Raw genomic sequence first — 2,231 nt, 5'->3', positions numbered from 1 at the left:
GCCCACCAGTGGGCCGACCAGAGCCCCACCCGTGATGCCGGCCGACAGCAGGCCCAGCGCCCAGCCGGAGCGTTCCTTCGGCGTCTGCATGGCAACGAGGATGGTCGATCCCGAGGAATAGCCACCGGCAAACCCGATCAGCAGCCGCAGCAGCACCAGTTGCCAGACCGTCTGCACCATGCCGGTCAGCGACATGCATATGGCCATGCCGAAGCTGGCGCGAACCAGCATCACCTTGCGGCCGTAGCGGTCGCCGAGACGTCCCCAGAGCGGCGCCACCAGCGCCGCCGCGAAGAACGTCGCGCCATAGGCTATCCCCGACCATTGCACGATCGCCGCGTGGCCCTCGGCGCCGAGCTGCTCGATATAGAGCGGCAGGAACGGCAAAAGCAGCGTCATGGCGACAAGCGTCGAAAACGATCCGGCAACGCACACGAACAGATTGCGCCGCCAGTGGATGTTGTAGGTGCTGTCGGTCGCCGGGGGCGTGTTCTGCTGCTGCATGTCATATGTCCTGTCCCAGCAACTCTTATCGATGCTTGCTGCGGATACCAATTTGGGATACCAAGATGGTGCCCCTGATGGACGCAAGCTTGACCGCTGTCAATGCGACCGTCTCAAACGTGATCGGAAAAGGCGGCCGGCAAGACGATCGCCAGCAACGATCAGAAAATGGAAACGACAATGTCGCAGATGCAGAGCGTCGAAAAACAGCTTCGGCAAATGATCCTGGGCCTCGAGATCGGTCCCGGCGAGAAGCTGACGGAGCGCTGGATCGAGAGCCGCTTCGGCGCGTCGCGAACCCCGGTCAGGGCAGCACTTCTGCGGCTCGAGACCGAGGGCCTGGTCGGCAGGGACGGACGTGGCTGGACGGTGTCGCCGATCAATCTGGCTGAACTCGAGCAGATCGCCGTCTACAGGGAAGCGGTCGAGGTTGCGGCGCTTCGCCTGACATGCAGCCTGGCGGACCGGAGCGCCCTCGATGTCATCGAGGCGATGCTCGAGTCCTGCGACAACGACACGCCGCGCGAGGAATGGCATCGCGTCGGCATGGATTTTCACATCGAACTGGCGCGTCTGTCGGGCAATGAATTCCTGTTCCGGGCGGTGCGCGATGCCATGACGCGCCTGTCGCGGGCGCGTTGGCTGGAGGTCCGCGACGAAGCGGCCCTCAGCCGCGCCTGGGCCGAACATCGCGCCATACTGGCGTCGGCACGCCTTGGCGACGCCGATGAAGCCGCGCGCCTGCTGTCAGGCCACATCGTCGGCAGCCGCGACCGGCTGGTGACGTCGCTGGCCAACGATCGGCGCGGTCTTCGCGCCAGAGGCTTTGCCGTCGTTGCTGCTTAAAGGTGGATGAAGGGGCGCAAAGCGGCGTCTGGACGTATGCGCACTTTCGCCTCGCTTCGCAGACGCCGATGGCGTAAGGAGCGGCCATGGAAAACAACCGATTTGAAACACCTGTGACTGTGAAGTCAGTCGCGGCGGGAAGCACTCAGCTCTTGCGCACGGCGCGTGAGGCTTCCGACTACCTCCTCAACAGCTGGCCCGGCAAGCGCAGCCCCAAGCATCGCGCGGCCCTGCAGGCCTGCCATGACGCACTCGCCGGCGACAAGCCGGCGATGAACGCCAGGCGTGCCTTCATCGCGGCAGCACGCGAAGTGGACGTGTTCGTCAGCGACAAGGCGCCCGCCTGACACAAGCCGACATTTGGGGCGGCAATCTGGATTGAGGCACGGCCCGCATCTGCGGGCCGTTTGCCGTCACTTTGCCGTTTCGGTTTCGGCTTCAGTCTCGTCTTCGGGCTTCGAACGTTCCCTCGCTGCAACCTTTGCTGCCAGCTTCTCGGCCTTCTTGGCCGCCTTCTGGCGGTCGCGTTCCTTGCGTTCCTGATCGTAGTTTGGTGGTCGCGCCATATTGGCTCCTTTTCACTGCCTCGCGGCTCTGGTCCTGCCTAGGAGCATTAGCCGTCAAACACAACAGCTGAAGCGATAGTGCGTCGATGATGGCCAGGCTTGCAAGATGCGCGTCGCAATGAAGGGGCCAGGTCCATCATTGCGGCGGCCAATACCTATCGCCATCGATTTGCCGATCAGATGCCGCTTCGGTCAATCACCAGATCTGCAGCACCAAAACGGTCCTTTGCCGTCAGCTGCTGGTGCCAGTAGGGATAGAGCAAGGGCGGCCGGCTGACCGCATCGAGGCGCTCGCGCTCCTCGCCGGAAAGCACC

At 63.6% G+C, this 2,231-nt stretch carries 4 protein-coding genes and 1 pseudogene; 2 read left to right on the top strand and 3 right to left on the bottom strand.

Annotated features, from left to right (window positions below; all coding sequences use genetic code 11):
• A partial coding sequence (locus tag EN939_RS30995; protein ID WP_127271431.1) for an MFS transporter occupies positions 1 to 504 on the bottom strand: 504 nt, incomplete at its 3' end.
• Positions 505 to 684: 180 nt separating this feature from the next.
• On the opposite strand from EN939_RS30995, the gene EN939_RS30990 reads away from it, so the two are divergent.
• Both EN939_RS30990 and EN939_RS30985 read left to right on the top strand, forming a co-directional pair.
• Positions 685 to 1,350 (top strand): GntR family transcriptional regulator, encoded by a 666-nt coding sequence (locus EN939_RS30990; RefSeq protein WP_127271432.1) that lies wholly within the window; start codon positions 685 to 687, stop codon positions 1,348 to 1,350.
• A 113-nt stretch (positions 1,351 to 1,463) separates the two neighbouring features.
• On the top strand, positions 1,464 to 1,697 hold the full coding sequence (locus EN939_RS30985) for a DUF982 domain-containing protein (protein ID WP_244506945.1): 234 nt from the start codon (positions 1,464 to 1,466) through the stop codon (positions 1,695 to 1,697).
• A gap of 66 nt (positions 1,698 to 1,763) precedes the next feature.
• Here the strand turns inward: EN939_RS30985 and EN939_RS30980 are convergent, their stop codons facing one another.
• Entirely contained in the window at positions 1,764 to 1,916 is a 153-nt protein-coding gene (locus EN939_RS30980; protein WP_013532262.1) for a hypothetical protein, read from the bottom strand.
• Between the two features lie 176 nt (positions 1,917 to 2,092).
• Positions 2,093 to 2,231, bottom strand: a pseudogene (locus EN939_RS39445) (aldo/keto reductase); the annotation flags it as partial.

Source organism: Mesorhizobium sp. M7A.F.Ca.CA.002.05.1.1 (assembly GCF_003998335.1).
Taxonomy (GTDB): Bacteria; Pseudomonadota; Alphaproteobacteria; order Rhizobiales; family Rhizobiaceae; genus Mesorhizobium.
Note: the sequence above shows the minus strand (reverse complement) of the source record. Positions and strands in the feature narration are given on the sequence as shown.

Excerpts from the sequence above, each read along its gene's own strand:
- EN939_RS30990 (WP_127271432.1), top strand. The coding sequence starts at position 685 with ATGTCGCAGATGCAGAGCGTCGAAAAACAGCTTCGGCAAATGATCCTG.
- EN939_RS30980 (WP_013532262.1), bottom strand. The coding sequence starts at position 1,916 with ATGGCGCGACCACCAAACTACGATCAGGAACGCAAGGAACGCGACCGC.